Annotated in this window: 14 protein-coding genes and 4 pseudogenes; 7 read left to right on the forward strand and 11 right to left on the reverse strand. The window is 60.5% G+C overall.

All coding sequences use genetic code 11. The annotated features are described in order from the left end of the window. Positions 1-52: 52 nt before the first annotated feature. Positions 53-297 (reverse strand): annotated as a pseudogene (locus AC0YKC_RS26285) (NAD(P)(+) transhydrogenase (Re/Si-specific) subunit beta); the annotation flags it as partial. Here AC0YKC_RS26285 and AC0YKC_RS26290 point away from each other — a divergent pair. Continuing rightward, positions 295-408: pseudogene (locus tag AC0YKC_RS26290) on the forward strand (NAD(P)(+) transhydrogenase (Re/Si-specific) subunit beta); the annotation flags it as partial. The pseudogenes AC0YKC_RS26285 and AC0YKC_RS26290 sit on opposite strands and share 3 nt — an antisense overlap. Positions 409-492: 84 nt before the next feature. Here AC0YKC_RS26290 and AC0YKC_RS26295 read toward each other — a convergent pair. Together AC0YKC_RS26295 and AC0YKC_RS26300 are read right to left on the reverse strand one after the other, a co-directional pair. Then, a pseudogene (locus tag AC0YKC_RS26295) lies at positions 493-624 on the reverse strand (hypothetical protein); the annotation flags it as partial. Between the two features lies 1 nt (position 625). Further along, a pseudogene (locus tag AC0YKC_RS26300) lies at positions 626-718 on the reverse strand (hypothetical protein); the annotation flags it as partial. 289 nt (positions 719-1,007) lie between these two features. Here AC0YKC_RS26300 and tkt point away from each other — a divergent pair. The 6 genes from tkt (at position 1,008) to derI (ending at position 7,207) form a co-directional block, all read left to right on the forward strand. Continuing rightward, positions 1,008-3,005 (forward strand): transketolase, encoded by a 1,998-nt coding sequence (tkt, locus tag AC0YKC_RS26305; RefSeq protein WP_488513187.1) that lies wholly within the window; start codon positions 1,008-1,010, stop codon positions 3,003-3,005. Further along, positions 3,002-4,009, forward strand: a complete 1,008-nt coding sequence (locus tag AC0YKC_RS26310; protein ID WP_488513188.1) for a class 1 fructose-bisphosphatase — start codon at positions 3,002-3,004, stop codon at positions 4,007-4,009. The genes tkt and AC0YKC_RS26310 overlap by 4 nt, the downstream gene beginning before the upstream one ends. A gap of 12 nt (positions 4,010-4,021) precedes the next feature. After that, complete coding sequence (gene fba, locus AC0YKC_RS26315; protein WP_488513189.1) at positions 4,022-5,074, forward strand: class II fructose-bisphosphate aldolase; 1,053 nt, start codon at positions 4,022-4,024, stop codon at positions 5,072-5,074. A gap of 108 nt (positions 5,075-5,182) precedes the next feature. Continuing rightward, a complete protein-coding gene (locus AC0YKC_RS26320) occupies positions 5,183-5,959 on the forward strand; it encodes a DeoR/GlpR family DNA-binding transcription regulator (protein ID WP_488480738.1) in 777 nt (258 codons plus the stop codon). Then, a complete protein-coding gene (locus tag AC0YKC_RS26325; RefSeq protein WP_488513190.1) occupies positions 5,956-6,726 on the forward strand; it encodes a triose-phosphate isomerase in 771 nt (256 codons plus the stop codon). Before AC0YKC_RS26320 ends, AC0YKC_RS26325 begins: the two co-directional genes overlap by 4 nt. A 13-nt stretch (positions 6,727-6,739) precedes the next feature. Continuing rightward, entirely contained in the window at positions 6,740-7,207 is a 468-nt protein-coding gene (derI, locus tag AC0YKC_RS26330; RefSeq protein WP_488513191.1) for a D-erythrulose-4-phosphate isomerase, read from the forward strand. Positions 7,208-7,285: 78 nt separating this feature from the next. On the opposite strand, the gene otnC is transcribed toward derI, so the two are convergent. The 8 genes from otnC to AC0YKC_RS26370 are packed head-to-tail and all read right to left on the reverse strand — an operon-like array spanning position 7,286 to position 14,454. Next, on the reverse strand, positions 7,286-7,930 hold the full coding sequence (otnC, locus tag AC0YKC_RS26335; RefSeq protein WP_488513192.1) for a 3-oxo-tetronate 4-phosphate decarboxylase: 645 nt from the start codon (positions 7,928-7,930) through the stop codon (positions 7,286-7,288). After that, the gene (gene otnK, locus AC0YKC_RS26340) at positions 7,930-9,204 is read right to left on the reverse strand and encodes a 3-oxo-tetronate kinase (RefSeq protein ID WP_488513193.1); all 1,275 of its coding nucleotides are present in this window, start codon (positions 9,202-9,204) and stop codon (positions 7,930-7,932) included. The genes otnC and otnK overlap by 1 nt, the downstream gene beginning before the upstream one ends. A gap of 4 nt (positions 9,205-9,208) precedes the next feature. Further along, the gene (locus tag AC0YKC_RS26345) at positions 9,209-10,687 is read right to left on the reverse strand and encodes an aldehyde dehydrogenase (protein ID WP_488513194.1); all 1,479 of its coding nucleotides are present in this window, start codon (positions 10,685-10,687) and stop codon (positions 9,209-9,211) included. A gap of 14 nt (positions 10,688-10,701) precedes the next feature. Then, positions 10,702-11,412 carry a haloacid dehalogenase type II gene (locus AC0YKC_RS26350; RefSeq protein WP_488513195.1) on the reverse strand — a complete coding sequence of 237 codons (711 nt, stop codon included), beginning with the start codon at positions 11,410-11,412 and terminating at the stop codon, positions 10,702-10,704. 2 nt (positions 11,413-11,414) lie between these two features. After that, entirely contained in the window at positions 11,415-11,741 is a 327-nt protein-coding gene (locus AC0YKC_RS26355) for a putative quinol monooxygenase (RefSeq protein WP_488513196.1), read from the reverse strand. After that, on the reverse strand, positions 11,738-12,850 hold the full coding sequence (locus tag AC0YKC_RS26360) for an isocitrate/isopropylmalate dehydrogenase family protein (RefSeq protein WP_488513197.1): 1,113 nt from the start codon (positions 12,848-12,850) through the stop codon (positions 11,738-11,740). Before AC0YKC_RS26360 ends, AC0YKC_RS26355 begins: the two co-directional genes overlap by 4 nt. 11 nt (positions 12,851-12,861) lie before the next feature. Continuing rightward, positions 12,862-13,572, reverse strand: a complete 711-nt coding sequence (locus AC0YKC_RS26365) for a GntR family transcriptional regulator (RefSeq protein WP_488513198.1) — start codon at positions 13,570-13,572, stop codon at positions 12,862-12,864. Between the two features lie 21 nt (positions 13,573-13,593). Beyond that, positions 13,594-14,454 (reverse strand): NAD-dependent epimerase/dehydratase family protein, encoded by an 861-nt coding sequence (locus tag AC0YKC_RS26370; RefSeq protein WP_488513199.1) that lies wholly within the window; start codon positions 14,452-14,454, stop codon positions 13,594-13,596. Between the last annotated feature and the right edge of the window lie 25 nt (positions 14,455-14,479).

Below are 14,479 nucleotides of genomic sequence, written 5' to 3' on the forward strand. Positions count from 1 at the left end.
GGCCGGGTGAGTGTCGACGACCCCGGCCTTTTCCATTTCGCTTCCTTCACATCTACCTGAGCAAGGGGATCAATTGGGTGACCGAGTTCTTCGCGTCGCCATAGAACATGCGGGTGTTCTCCCTGAAGAAGAGCGGATTCTCAATCCCGGAATAGCCCGTCCCTGACCACGCTTCGATACGAAGACCTGCCGGGACTTCCAGACTTCGAGGACTGGCATTCCGGCGATCGGTGAATTCGGGTCTTCCTGGGCCGCCGGATTCACGATGTCGTTCGAACCGATGACTATAACGACGTCGCGGGTCGACTGCCCGGCCACATGAACGTGCTCCTCGCCGAAGCCAGAACCCCTTACGACATCGTCTTGGAAATGGACGAGATCAACGAGGACTTTCCCGACACCGACGTTCGAGCAGCTCCTTGTTTGCGGCCGGGTAGAAAAAGAAATCAGCGTCTTTCCGGGCGAGAGCAAATTCAGCTCATCGTCGGACGGCGGACGAACCTTCACGACGACGTCGGCGGCCGCGACAAGCGCCCGCGCGCTCTCGACAACCGTGACGCCTGCCACGATAGGCGTCATCGGAGATGACGGCCGCCACCCCGGCTCCGGTTTCAACCACGGCATCGTGTCCAGGCTTCTTGAGCTGCGATGCGGAGTCCGGCGTCAATGCGACGCGCGATTCTCCGACAAGCCGCTCGCGCAGCGCTCCGATCTTCACTCAATCCCTCCCATTTTCTGTTTCGCGACGGAAAGGCTGCTCGTACCACCATGTGACAAATGTTACAAGGAAATTCACAAAATAACATCAAATAAACCGGTTTTGCGATTGCATTATGTGATATTGCCCATTCGGCATATCTCCGCCGATCATTGTAGGTTGGCCGGCGACGGCGGGGGTTGGGCCTGTCCGATGTGATAATGTTAGATTTATAACAACAAAGCATGTTGAATTGGGATAAAATATGTTATATTGGGAGATCTCTCGCATGTCGACAGAGGAGTGCCGAATGATCCCAGCCAAGGTATCGATTTCTGATCTCGCAAACGCGATCCGCGTTCTTTCCATCGATGCCGTGGAGGCAGCCAATTCGGGTCATCCGGGGATGCCGATGGGCATGGCTGACGCCGCGGCCGTGTTGTTTGCAAGGCATTTGAAATTCGACGCCAGCCAGCCTCGCTGGGCCGATCGCGATCGCTTCGTTCTGTCGAATGGGCATGGGTCCATGCTGCTCTACAGCGCGCTTTATCTCAGCGGTGTGGAGGACGTCTCGATCGAGGAGATCCGCAATTTCCGCCAATGGGGTTCCAAGACCCCCGGCCATCCTGAATACGGTCATACTGCTGGCGTGGAGATCACCACCGGGCCGCTCGGGCAGGGCATAGCGGGAGCGGTGGGCATGGCCATAGCCGAAAGACGCCTTTCGGATGATTTTGGTGCGGACCTGGTCGATCACCACACTTACGTGTTCTGTGGCGACGGCTGCCTCATGGAAGGCGTCGGACAGGAGGCGGCCTCGCTGGCCGGTCACCTGAAGCTCGGCAAGCTGATCGTGCTGTATGACGACAATGCAATTACGATTGACGGCTCCACCGCCGTTTCGTTCACCGAGGACGTTCCTGCCCGCTTCGCGGCCTATGGCTGGGATGTCGAAAGCATCGACGGCCATGATCCGGCCGCCATCGATGCAGCAATCACTCGCGCGAAGGCAGAAACCGGCAGGCCGTCGCTGATCGCGATGAAGACTGTCATCGGCTATGGTTCACCAACCAAGGCCGGCAAAAGCTCGGCTCATGGCGCGCCACTGGGGGCAGCCGAGGCGGCTGCGGCCAAGGTTGCCTATGCCTGGCAGGCCGCGCCATTTCAGATACCGACGGAGATCCTCGAAGGCTGGCGCGCCATTGGCGCAAAGGGGGCTGGCGCACGTGCCGATTGGCAAGGGCGGCTCGATTCCATTGACGCCGGCAAGAAAGCGGAATTCCTGCGCCGAGTCTCCGGCGTGCTTCCCGATCACTATGGTGCGCAGGTTGAGGCCGCCCGGACCAAGCTCCTCGACCATCCCCAGCCAGTCGCAACCCGAAAAGCAAGCCAGATCGCTCTGGAAACCCTCGCCGCCGCCCTGCCTGAGATGATCGGCGGCTCAGCTGACCTTACCCATTCCAATCTTACCCGCGTTGCTGCCGTCGACAGCGACTTCACGCCGACCAGCTCGGGGCGCTATGTCAGCTATGGGGTGCGTGAATTCGCCATGGCCGCGGCCATGAACGGCATCGCCGTGCACGGCGGACTTATTCCTTATGGTGGCACGTTCCTGGTCTTTTCAGACTATTGTCGCAACGCAATCCGGCTGTCGGCGCTGATGGGGGTGCGCTCGATATACGTATTGACGCATGACTCGATCGGGCTTGGCGAAGACGGTCCAACCCATCAGCCGGTCGAGCACGTGGCAAGCCTGCGGGCGGTTCCGAACCTGCACGTATTCCGACCCTGCGATGCCGTTGAGACGCTGGAGTGTTGGGACATCGCTCTGCGCGACCGCAACACTCCATCGGTTCTGGCGCTTTCGCGTCAAAATGTTCCTCAACTCCGCTTGGAGCGGGACGCCGTCAACCGGGCGCAAAAGGGTGCCTATGTCATAAAGGAGTCCGGTCCGGCGCGTGACCTGACCATTCTCGGCACCGGGACCGAGGTTTCGCTCGCCGTTGCCGCGGCAGACCAACTGAAGGACAGGGGCATTCATGCAGCGGTCGTCTCGATGCCCGCCTGGGATCTCTTCGATAAGCAACCGAAAGCCTACAAGGAGGCCGTGCTCGGCAACGCGCCGCGCATCGCGGTCGAGGCGTTGTCGAAATTCGGGTGGACCCGCTATGTGGACAGCGAGGACGACGTCATCGGCATGACCGGCTTCGGCGCCTCGGCGCCCGCCGATGTGCTTTACGAGAAATTCGGCATCACCAGCAAGGCGATCGTCGCGCTCGCTCTCGAGAAGCTCGGAGCAACGCCATGAACGTGCTCAGGCTTGCCAATGATCAACCGGCTCGCGCACTGCGAGCCGTGGAGGATTTTCTGGAGGATTGGGCGGGCAAGGACGCGCTCCGCCTTGCGATCACAAAGCAAATCGACGCCGTGATGATGGGCGCGCGGGCCTTGTCGGCCAGGATCGCCCTCGGTGAAATTCCTGGCGATCCCGCCGAGATCGTCGGCGTCAATTCCGACAGCGACAAACAGAAGGCGATCGACGTTGCCTCACATCGTTTGTTCCTGGCCCTGCTGCGGGATGCCGGCGCGGCGCAAGTGCTGTCCGAGGAGGCGGAGGTGCCGGCTGTCTTTGGTTCGTCAGGCCTCGCCGTCGCAATAGATCCGCTTGACGGATCGGGCAATGTCGGACTTGGGGCCTCTCTTGGCACGCTCTTTTCGATCGTTCCATTCGAGGTCGGCGAGGATCCGTTCCTCAAGCCGGGAAGGCAGTTGGTCGCTGCCGGCTACGTGTCGTATGGCAACACCGTCGATCTTGGCTTTTCGGTCGGGGAAGGGGTCGTCCTGGCTACGCTCAACCCCAACGATGGAAGTTTCTACGTCATCCGGGAGAGTGTCCGGATAAAGCCCGACACGGCGGATCTCGCCTACAATGCGTCCTTGCATCGCCATCTCGTGCCGTCGACCCGTTCCTATGTGGACGACTGCCTGAAGGGCAGTTCGGGTCCCCGGGGCCGCGACTTCAACATGCGCTGGCTGGGCGCCGCCGTCGGAGAGCTCCATCGCATTGTTTTGCGCGGTGGCGTCTTCCTCTACGGCGCCGATGGTCGTCCAGGCTACGAGCAGGGCCGCTTGCGCCACGTCTATGAGGCCAATCCGATCGCATTTTTGATGCGGGCCGCCGGAGGCCTCGCTACGGACGGCAGCATCGACATACTCGACAAGCCGCCGGCGTCCCACCATTGCCGCACGCCGCTGGTCTTCGGCTCTGTCAACGAAGTCGAACTGATCTCAGGTCTGGTCCGGAAAGTATAAGGGGGGAAAGCCATGGCGCGAATTACCTTACGTCAATTGCTGGATCACGCGGCCGAACATGGCTACGGCGTACCAGCATTCAACATCAACAATATGGAACAGGCGCTTGCGATCATGGAGGCGGCCAACCTGACAGACTCGCCCGTTATTATGCAGGCCAGCCGCGGTGCGCGCGCCTATGTCAATGACGTCATGCTCAGGCACATGATGGACGCCGTGACCGAGATCTACCCCAACATCCCGGTCTGTGTTCATCTCGATCACGGCAATGAGCCAACCAGCTGCATGACAGCGATCCAGGCCGGCTTCACCTCGGTCATGATCGACGGATCGCTGCGAGCGGACGGCAAGACGCCGGCCGACTGGGACTATAATGTTAGTATGACGAAGAGTGTCGTGGATTTCGCTCACTGGGGTGGTGTGTCGGTAGAGGGTGAGCTTGGCGTGCTCGGTTCGTTGGAAACCGGCATGGGCGAGGCCGAGGACGGGCATGGCGCGGAAGGCCAACTGTCGCACGACCAGCTCCTGACCGATCCGGATGAGGCTGCGGCCTTCGTGAAGGAGACCAAGGTCGACGCTTTGGCGATCGCAATGGGCACCAGCCATGGCGCCTACAAATTCACCCGCAAGCCCGATAGCGACGTGCTTGCAATGCACGTGATCGAGGCCATCCATGCCAGGCTGCCCCATACCCATCTTGTGATGCACGGTTCCTCGTCCGTGCCGGACGAACTGCAGGAGATCATCAACAGGTTCGGCGGGGAGCTCAAACCTACCTGGGGGGTGCCACTCGAGGAAATCCGGCGCGGCATCCGGCATGGGGTTCGCAAGATCAACATCGACACAGATTGCCGCATGGCGATGACCGGGCAGGTCCGACGCGTGCTGAGCGAGGATCCTTCCGAATTTGATCTGCGGAAATACATGAAGCCCGCCATGGCAGCACTTTCCAAGCTATGCCGCGAGCGCTTCGAGGCTTTCGGATCGGCGGGCCACGCTCATGGCATCGTCCCCTTGACGCTGTCCGAAATGGCTGAGCGCTATCGCCACGGGACTGTCCAATGAGAGCGACATGTTGGACATTGGCGCAAGCGCTTATACACGCCAGCGAAGCGCTTAACCCCACGTGTCGGAGCTCGTCCGCCAGCCGGCGACGCAGCGATGGAGATGACCTTGAAACGAGAAGAGCGCAGGCAGGAAATCATCGATCTTCTAGTTGCCAGCCGCGCGGTTGATCTTGATGATCTCGCCACTCGGTTCGCGGTCTCGAAGATGACCATACACCGCGACCTTGACGACCTCGAGCGAGCCGGTGTGCTGCGCAAAGTGCGCGGTGGCGCGACCATCGAACCAGGGACCCAGTTCGAGAGCGATTTCCGCTTCCGTGAGCTGCAGGAAGCCGATGTGAAGCGGTCGATTGCGACCGCAGCGGCCGAGCTCGTCGAGCCAGGCATGACCGTCATGATCAACGACGGGTCAATGGCGGCGATGCTCGGCGACGTGCTGGCAAGAAAAAGAGCAATTACGATCATCACCAACAATGCAGCGATCATTGACCGCAACAAGGGCGAGAGCGGCGCCACGCTGATCGCTGTAGGCGGGGTCTATTCCTCGAAGTTCAACGCCTATTTTGGGATTGTCACTGAGGAGGCGCTTTCGCGCCTCCGTGCCGACATTGCCTTTGTCTCGGCGCCTGCCGCGTCGGGCCGCCTCGCCTATCACATGGACGAGACCGTCGTGCGCAGCAAGCGCGCCATGATCGCCTCGAGCAGACAAAGCTGCCTCCTGGTCAATAGCCGACGCTTCGGCCACACGGCGTTGCATGTACTCGCCGATCTCAATGATTTCAGCACGATCATCTCCGACAAACCGTTGCCACACCAAACGGCTGTCGAGCTCGAAGGTGGACAAACGGTCGTCAGGATCGCTACCGCAGAGGCAACACAATGACCGGGAACAAGCAGTTTTGGGTCGGCACCAGCTGGAAAATGAACAAGACCCTTGAGGAAGCCCGCGAGTTCGCCGATGGCTTGTGCCGCGCCGAGTCCGGCCGGCATGACCGCCTCCAGCGTTTCGTCATCCCGCCATTCACCGCCGTCCGTGAAGTCAAGAGGATGCTCAAAGGAACTTCGGTCAAGGTCGGTGCACAGAACATGCATTGGGATGATGACGGCGCCTGGACCGGAGAAGTGTCGCCGGTGATGCTGAAGGACTGCGATCTCGATATCGTTGAGCTCGGCCATTCGGAGCGCCGCGAGCATTTTAGGGAAACCGATGAAACCGTTGGCCTCAAGACCGAGGCCGCCGTCCGCCACGGCCTCTTGCCACTGATCTGTATCGGCGAGACGCTTGCGGACCGCGAAAGCGGCAGGGCGAGCCAAGTCCTGGCAACGCAGGTGCGCGGCGCGCTCGGGAAGCTGGCCGCCGGCCAGCGAGGGGCTCCGATCCTGCTCGCCTACGAGCCTGTCTGGGCGATCGGTGAACGTGGCATCCCTGCGACGGCTGAGTATGCGAACGCCCGTCATGCCGAAATCGCGAGGTTCGCCCACGAGACCCTTGGGCGTCGCATCCCCTGCCTCTATGGCGGCTCGGTCAATCCCGGCAATTGCGAAGAACTGATCACCTGCCCTGACATCGACGGGCTTTTCATTGGCCGATCGGCCTGGAAGGTCGAGGGCTACCTCGACATCCTGGCGCGCTGCGCCGCCAAAATCTGAAAAGGAGACGAACATGAAAATCGCGGTTGCAGGAGACAGTGCGGGCGAGGGGCTCGCCAAGGTTCTCGCCGAGCACCTGAAGGATCGCCACGATGTGAAGGAGGTCTCTCGCACCGATGCCGGCCCCGACGCCTTTTATGCCAGTCTTTCGGACCGCGTCGGCTCAGCCGTGCTCAAGGGCGAATATGACCGTGCCATCCTTGTTTGTGGCACCGGCATCGGCGTGTGCATCGCGGCCAACAAGGTGCCAGGCATTCGCGCCGCCCTGGCGCACGACACCTATTCGGCAGAGCGCGCCGCGCTTTCGAACAACGCGCAAATCATCACCATGGGATCGCGTGTCATTGGCGCAGAGCTCGCTAAATCGATTGCCGACGCCTTCCTCGCGCACAGCTTCGACGAGAACGGCCGTTCGGCAGGTAACGTCAAGGCGATCAACGAGGTTGATGCCAAGTACAATACAGTGCCCCGCCAAGCCTGACGGCCTTCCTTGCGAGGGCAACACCAGGCAGAGATCGCAACAATTTTTGTCGGGCACGGCATCCTTTTTTAGGGCGCCTCAGTTGCCGCCCGACAACTCGTTTCGCTGCTCGGGAGTAAGCGGGCGTAAATCGCGCCCGTGGAGCATGAGGAACAGCTTGGCGGTCTCCTCAAGTTCTTCGGTAGCATATTGCGCCTCCTCGAGCGACTTTGCCGCGATTACGGGGCCGTGGTTCGCCATCAGGACCGCGTTGCTGTCCTTCGCGGCCTCTTGCACCGCCTCTGCCAGTTGCTGATCGCCCGGGCGAAAATAGGGGACAAGCGGCAGGCGGCCGACCCGCATGACATAGTAGGCGGTGAGCGGTGGCAACACGTCTCTCTCATCAACACCCTTAAGGATGCTGACGGCTACCGAGTAGGTCGAGTGAAGATGCACAACGGCGCGGCCGTGCGGCCGCGCGCAGTACATACATTGATGCAGGAAGGCTTCCTTGGTCGGCTTGTCGCCTCCAATATGCACACCCTCGGCCGAAAACAACGAAAGCCGCTCGGGGTCGAGATTTCCAAGCGACGCATTGGTCGGCGTCATCAGCATTCGCCCATCCGACAGTTTCACGCTCATGTTTCCGGTTGATCCGAATGTGAGGCCCCGGTCGAAAATTGACTTGCCGATCCGCGCGATTTGATCCCGTGTTTTCGTCTCTTCTGAAAGGGTCGCCGTCATCAGATTTTGCTCCAGGCATCGATGAAGAAATCTTTGCCGCCAAAATTCCCCGACTTCAGCGCCAGGGAAATCGGCCCCGCGCTGGACGGTGCGCTGACCCATGGAACGCCCGGCGTGATCTCGTTGCCGATGTCGAGCTGGTTGATGCCAAGCGACTTCACGACCGCACCGGAGGTTTCACCGCCTGCCACGATCATTTGCGAGACGCCTCTGTCAACGACCTCCTTTGCGATCCGCGCCAGCGCCGCCTCCACCATGCCGCCGGCTTGCATCGCGCCGTATTTCGCCTGGTTGGCTTTCACTTCCTCAGGAGCAGCGGTTGCATAGAAGAGCACTGGCTTGTGTCCCACGCGGTCCTTGGCCCAACTGAGCGCATCGGCCACCACGTCCTGGCCATTCGCCAGCCTGCCGATGTCTATCCGGTAGCCCTCATGGTCCTGAAGCATCCGTTCGACTTGGCCGTTGGTCGCCGTCGAGCAACTCCCCGAGATCACGGCGCGAGATCCTGTGCGAGCGCGGTTACCTACGCGAGGGTGAATTGACGTTGGCCTCTCCGTGGACATCGACCGCGCCAGCCCATAGGCAAGGCCTGAGGCGCCAGTCAGAAGCGGAGCCTCGGCGAATGCCCGGGCGATACCCTCCAGGTCGATATCGTCGATCGCATCGATGATGCCTATCCCGGCACCCTCCGCGCGTACCTGCGCGGACCAGGTCCGCATCGCGTCAACGCCACCTTTTACCGTCTCGTGGTAGCACGCGACTATCTTGCGCTTGGTCTGCGGAGCAAGGAGCCGGACGAGATTGGAATCCGTCATCGGCGTAAGCGGATGGTTGCGCATCCCCGTTTCGCTCAAGGGCAGATCACCGACGAAGAGGTTGCTCTTGTAAACGGTGCGAGCGTTCGCGGGAAAGGCGGGACAGGCGATGGTGAAATTACTGCCCACCTCCTCCAAGAAGGCGTCAAGCACCGGTCCGATATTGCCCACGTCAGTGGAATCGAAGGTCGAGCAGTACTTGAAAAAGAACTTCGACGCTCCGCGGCGCCGAAGCCAGCGAAGCGCCTGCAGCGACTGGGTTACGGCCTCCGCCGGTTCGATGGTCCTCGTCTTGAGCGCCACGACAATAGCGTCCGCGCCGACCTCCTGCCGGTCGGGCGGGGTGCCAATCATGACGGTGGTCTTCATGCCACTTTTGGCAAAGATGCCAGCGACGTCTGTTGCTCCGGTGAAATCGTCGGCGACGCAGCCGACGGCGAGTTTCGGCGCCGCGGCCATTACGTCACCTCATGATGAAGGGATTGGCGACACTGCTGGCCGTGGAGATCATGACGCTCTTGGTCTGCAGGTAGTTCTGGATCGAGGCCAGCCCATTCTCGCGGCCGATGCCGGAGTGCTTGTAGCCGCCCAGCGGCGACATGTAGCTGATCGTTCGATAGGTGTTGACCCAGACCGTACCCGCCTGGATGGCCGCCGAGACGCGCAGAATGCGTCGCATGTCCTGCGTCCAGAACCCGGCGGCGAGCCCGTAACGGCTGTCATTGGCGATCTGGATGGCTTCCTCGTCGGTGTCGAATGGAATGACCGCCAGCACGGGACCGAAGACCTCTTCCTGGGCAATGCGCATGTCGTTTCGCACCGACGAGAAAATGGTAGGCTCGACGAACCAGCCCTTGGAAAACTCTGGGTTGGTCGGCCGTGCGCCGCCCAGGACGCATTCCGCGCCTTCTTGTCTGGCGACGTCGATATAGCCGAGGATCTTCTCGAGTTGCGGCGGCGTCGTCACTGGACCAACCTGCGTGGAAGTCGAGAGGGGATCACCCATGCGCGCGGTTTTTGCCAGGGCGATCACCTTTTCAAGGAACTGGTCGTGGATCTTGCGCTCGATGAGCAGACGCGAACCTGCGATGCAGGTTTGGCCCGTGGCTGCAAATATACCGGAAATGACGCCGTTGACCGCGTTGTCGATCTCGGCGTCGGCAAAGACGATGTGCGGGCTCTTGCCGCCAAGTTCCAGGGTGACCTTCTTAAAACTGCGTGCGGCCGCCTCGCCAATCTTGCGGCCGGTGGCCTCGCTGCCGGTGAAGGCGATTTTGGCGACATGCTCGTGGGTTGTCAGTGTCTCGCCGACATCGGCACCGAAGCCTGTGACGACGTTGAAAACACCGGGTGGGAAGCCGGCTTGTTCGACGAGCTTGGCGAGTTCGAGGGTCGAGGCTGAGGTGAATTCCGAGGGCTTGGCGACGAATGTATTGCCTGTCGCCAGGGCGGGGGCCAGCTTGTAGGACAAAAGAAGAAGCGGGGAGTTCCAGGCCGTGATGCCGACGCAGACGCCCAGTGGCTCGTGCCTCGTGTAGTTGAAGGTCTCGGGCTTATCGATCGGGATCACCGCACCTTCGATCTTGTCCGCGAGGCCGCCGAAATAGTGATACCATTGCGGGATGTACTTTAGCTGGAACAGCATCTCGTTGATAAGTTTGCCGTTATCGATCACCTCGATCTTCGACAGCCTCTCGGCGTTTTCGGCGATCAGATCGCCGAGCCGCCGCAAAAGGTGCCCGCGCTCGCTCGCCGTCAGCTTTGGCCATGGGCCGCTTGTGAACGCCTTGTGGGCAGCATCGATCGCCCGCTCCGCATCCTGCTTTTTTCCCTTTGGAATGGCCGCCCAGGCTTCGGCTGTGAAAGGATTGTAGGAAGCGAAAGTCTCGCCGTCGGCCGCGTCCTCCCATTTGCCGTCAATGAACATCTTGTAGGTTTGCATCGTTATCACCTTTGCTAGCATCCCAGTTGATGCGCCAGATGCTCGAGATCGTTGGCGACGAAATCCCAGTCCTGCTCGGCTTCCAGATCAGTGACTTGGCCAGGCCCATGCTCGGTCGGCCGCAGGATGAACGCAGTCTTGAGGCCAACGTTGCGGGCGGCGGCGAGGTCGTAATTGTGAGCCGCGCACATCATCACGGCGGCGGGCTCAAGATAGAGCATTCTACACACACCCTCATACGTCTCGGGGTCGGGCTTGTAGTGCCGGAAAAGCTCGCAGGAGAAGATCGCGTCCCAAGGCAGATCGGCACCCTTGGCCATGTTGACCAAGATGGCGACATTGGCGTTCGACAGCGGGCCGATGATGAATTTCCGCTTCAGGCGATGAAGCCCGCCCGACGCGTCGGGCCAGCCCTTGAGCCTGTGCCAGACGTTGTTGATGTGCATCATCTTCGACTCGTCCAGGATGGGCAACGCCAACTCTTCAAATACCGAGTTCAGGGCCTCGAAGTGCAACTCGTCGAGGTTCGTCCACGGCAGTTCACCGCGCCGCACGCGCGCCTTTTGCGGGTCGTAGCGGCCTCTCCAGCGATCAACGACTTCGGCCCAGTCGACAGTCAAACCTTCTTTACGACTCCATGCAGACAGGTCGGCGATGATCGAGCCGCGCCAGTCGACCACGGTGCCGAAGGTGTCGAAGACAATAGCCTTGATGTCGTTGGCCATCGCTATTGTCCTTGCCATACCGGGAAAATACGGTTGAACGTCTCAACCCTCTTCTCCAGCACCCAGGGTGTGGTGGCCTCATTGAAGCGCGCAAAGTGCCCTGACCGGAGGTGGATGTCGAAGTCGGTCTGGCTGCGGTAGAATTCGTAAAGGTAGAAGCGACCTGGCCGTTTCGGATCCTGGCATACGTCGAAGACGATGCAGCCTGGCTCTTCGCCGAGCGATGCTGCCGCGTTTTCAATCATCGCCGCCTGGAAGTCATCGATGTGCTCCTCGCCGACCACCAACTCCACCGCAACCACCAACCCTCCCGCGCTCTCACCGCTCATGCCACCTCCTTGCGGACTGCCGTGAGTGAATCAATTACCGAGCGGGTCATGTCAGCGCAGTTGGCGCTTCCACCATATTCCATCGGAACCGCAAGATTGCTCGAAAGTGTATGCTCAACGGCTTCCTCGATCAGGCGTGCGGCGTTGGCGAGCCTTTGTTCGCCGTGCCGAACCGCGAGCCAATCCAGCATCATCGCCGCCGAGAGGAACATGGCGCTGGGATTGGCGAAACCCTTGCCCGCGATGTCGGGCGCGGTTCCATGCGCAGGCTGGAAAAGCCCGTGATTTTCGCCAATGTCAGCTGATGGCGCCATACCCATGCCGCCGATCAGGCCTGCGGCTAAATCCGAGAGGATATCTCCGAACATGTTCTCGGTTACCAGCACATCGAAGGTCCAAGGCTTTTTGACCATGTTGAGCGCAAGAGCATCGACATAGGCGTGGTCCCTCGTCATGTCCGGATGGCGCGTCGCAACTTCGTTGAAGACCTTGCGGAAGAAGGCCATCGATTGAAACACATTCGCTTTGTCGACGCAGGTCACGTTTCCTGGCTTGCCGCGACGCTTGCGTTGTGAGGCGATCTGGAAGGCAAACTCCACCACGCGCTCTGTACCAGCCCGGGTGATCTGCATGGTGTCATAGGCTTCCTCATCATCGCGGATTTCACCGCGGCCCCGGGCATAAAACAAACCTTCCGTCTGCTCGCGCACGAGGACAAAATCGATGTTTTCGGCGCGAGGGTCGGTCAGCACCCGCGGCAAGCCGGGGAACCACCGAATCGGCCGCACGCCGGCGAACAGGCCGAGCTCCATACGAAGATCGAGCTGCGGGATGATTTCGGTGCCGTCGGGAAAACGAATGTCGGGCCAGCCCATCGCTCCAAACAGGATTGCCTCGGCCTTGCGACACGCCTCGAGCGTGGCACTCGGCAACGCCTCGCCACTCTCCGCATAGTACTGCGCCCCCGCCGGATGCGTTTGGAACGTTAGCGCCGGGGCGCCGACGACGTCGAGGGCGGCCTCGACGAGTTCAAGGCAGGCGGGCATGACCTCCCGGCCGATTCCGTCGCCTGGAAGAACGGCGATAGTGAGCGTCTGGTTCTTCATCATTTTCGATCCAGTCAGAGATGGTTCAGTCCAAAGCGATCAAGCAGATCGAGGAGTTCCCGCCCCGCCCGCTGCCTGTGTTCCCGGTGGATGCGTCCGGCTTTCGCAACATCACCGGCCCGGATGGCCTTCACGAGCTCGGCGTGATCGCGGGTCGAGTTCACTGGCTTCGGCCGCATTTTCAGTGTCAGCATGCGCACGCGGTGAGCCCGGTCGATGAAATTCATGACCACCGACTTCAGCATTTGGTTGCCGCCGAGATCCAGCAGCAGTTCGTGGAACCGCGCGTCGGCCTGCGCCCAGCGGTCGAGGTCGTCGGCGGCGAGCGCCTTGTCCATGTCGGCGGTTGCCCGTTCCAGCCCCTTGAGTTGCTCGTCTGTTAACGCACGGCCAGCCGCGAGCTCGGCGGCGGTGCTTTCGAGCGACGTGAGGATTTCATAGATTTCCTTCATGTCCGACGTCGACACCGGCAAGACGCGCATGCCGTGACGTGGGACAACGGAGACCAGTCCCTCCTGCTGAAGACGCATCAGCGCTTCGCGAACAGGTGTCCTGCTCATCCCCAGACTTGTTGCGACCTCCTGCTCGGTGGCCTGGAAACCGGGCGACCATTTGTTCTCCAGAATCAACCGGCGGATTTTCAGATATGCCGTGGTCGTCATGGTCTTGGCGAACGTCTCATCCTTGATCAGGTGAGCGGCTTCCGGTTTCGTGGCAGTGGCCATTTCTTCCCCTATTCGTTCGCTTCACGATCCAGCGTAGCGGCGCCAGCTGTGTTCGGGGTTGTACCCGAGCACCGATTTTGCCTTTTCGATTGACAGCAATGTCTCGTTATCCCCGACCTGCCGCTTGAACGGTACGCCTGGGTAAAAGCGCTCGACCAGCTCATCATTGGGCGTCATCATGACACCGTCCTGGTTGGCGATAATGAAGACCTCGGCTCCCTTACCGCTCCATTCCAGAGATTTGCGGATTGCCTGTGCGCCATCGCGGGCGTCGATATAGGTCCACAGGTTGAACCGGCGCCCGCCCGGATTTTTTTCGAACGCCGGGAAGTCGGCGTATTCGCTTTCCTCCATCACGTTGGAAAAGCGCAGGCACACGATTTTCAGGTCCTTGTCCCAGCGGCAGAACTGTTTGGCCATCTCCTCGCCCAGATGCTTGGACAGCGAGTACGAGGTTTCGGGACGCGGAGCATAGTTCTCGTCGGCGGGGAAATAGTCCGGCTTGATCGTGTAGGGAATGCCCAGCAACGTTTCGCTGGACGCCCACACTACGTTCTTGATGCCAAGAAGGCGGCAGGCCTCGAAGACATTGAAGGTCGAGACCGTGTTGACCCTGAAGACCTCGGCCGGCGCGACCTTACCCGGCATCGGGATAGCGGCAAGGTGCACTACCGCTTCGGTTTTGCGGTTATGGTCCCAGTCAAAGCCGGTAATGGCTTCAAGGGTTGCCCGCATGTCCACAAAGTCGACCTTGATGAAGGGGCAGAGGTTTTCCCGCGGCTCGATCGTATCGGCATTGATGACGTCATGCCCATTATCAAGCAGATGCTTCAACGTCGCGCGTCCAAGCTTCCCGCTGCCGCCTGTTACCAAAACTCTCATTAGAAGACCCTCGTCTGATGTTGCG

Source organism: Mesorhizobium sp. CNPSo 4661 (genome assembly GCF_057784215.1).